General features: G+C 59.9%; 1 pseudogene. It reads right to left on the reverse strand.

Annotated features, from left to right (window positions below):
• Window positions 1–247, reverse strand: a pseudogene (locus KY389_RS15580) (IS110 family transposase); the annotation flags it as partial.
• Between the last annotated feature and the right edge of the window lie 30 nt (window positions 248–277).

A 277-nucleotide genomic window follows, 5' to 3' on the forward strand; every position in this document is an offset into this window, starting at 1 on the left:
ATGGCCCTTCACGCAGGTGGGCGGCATGAGCCGGACATCATGCCCGAACTTGATCACTTCCCGCCCCGGTCGTGCGCATTGGCGCAGGCTTCGATGCCGATCAGGCAGGGTGGCAGGCGCTGAAAAAATCCAGCATCTGGCTGCGCCGCAACTGGCGCCGCAAGACAGCCCGGCCTTCGGCATCAACGCCGTGCAACTGAAAAACAGACTTCGCCAGATCGATCCCGAGTGTGGTAATCCTGTTCATGGATGGCTCCCTTTGTTGGTGATGTTCACA

Origin of the sequence: Paracoccus bogoriensis, from assembly GCF_019431455.1 — a bacterium.
Taxonomy (GTDB): Bacteria; Pseudomonadota; Alphaproteobacteria; order Rhodobacterales; family Rhodobacteraceae; genus Paracoccus; species Paracoccus bogoriensis.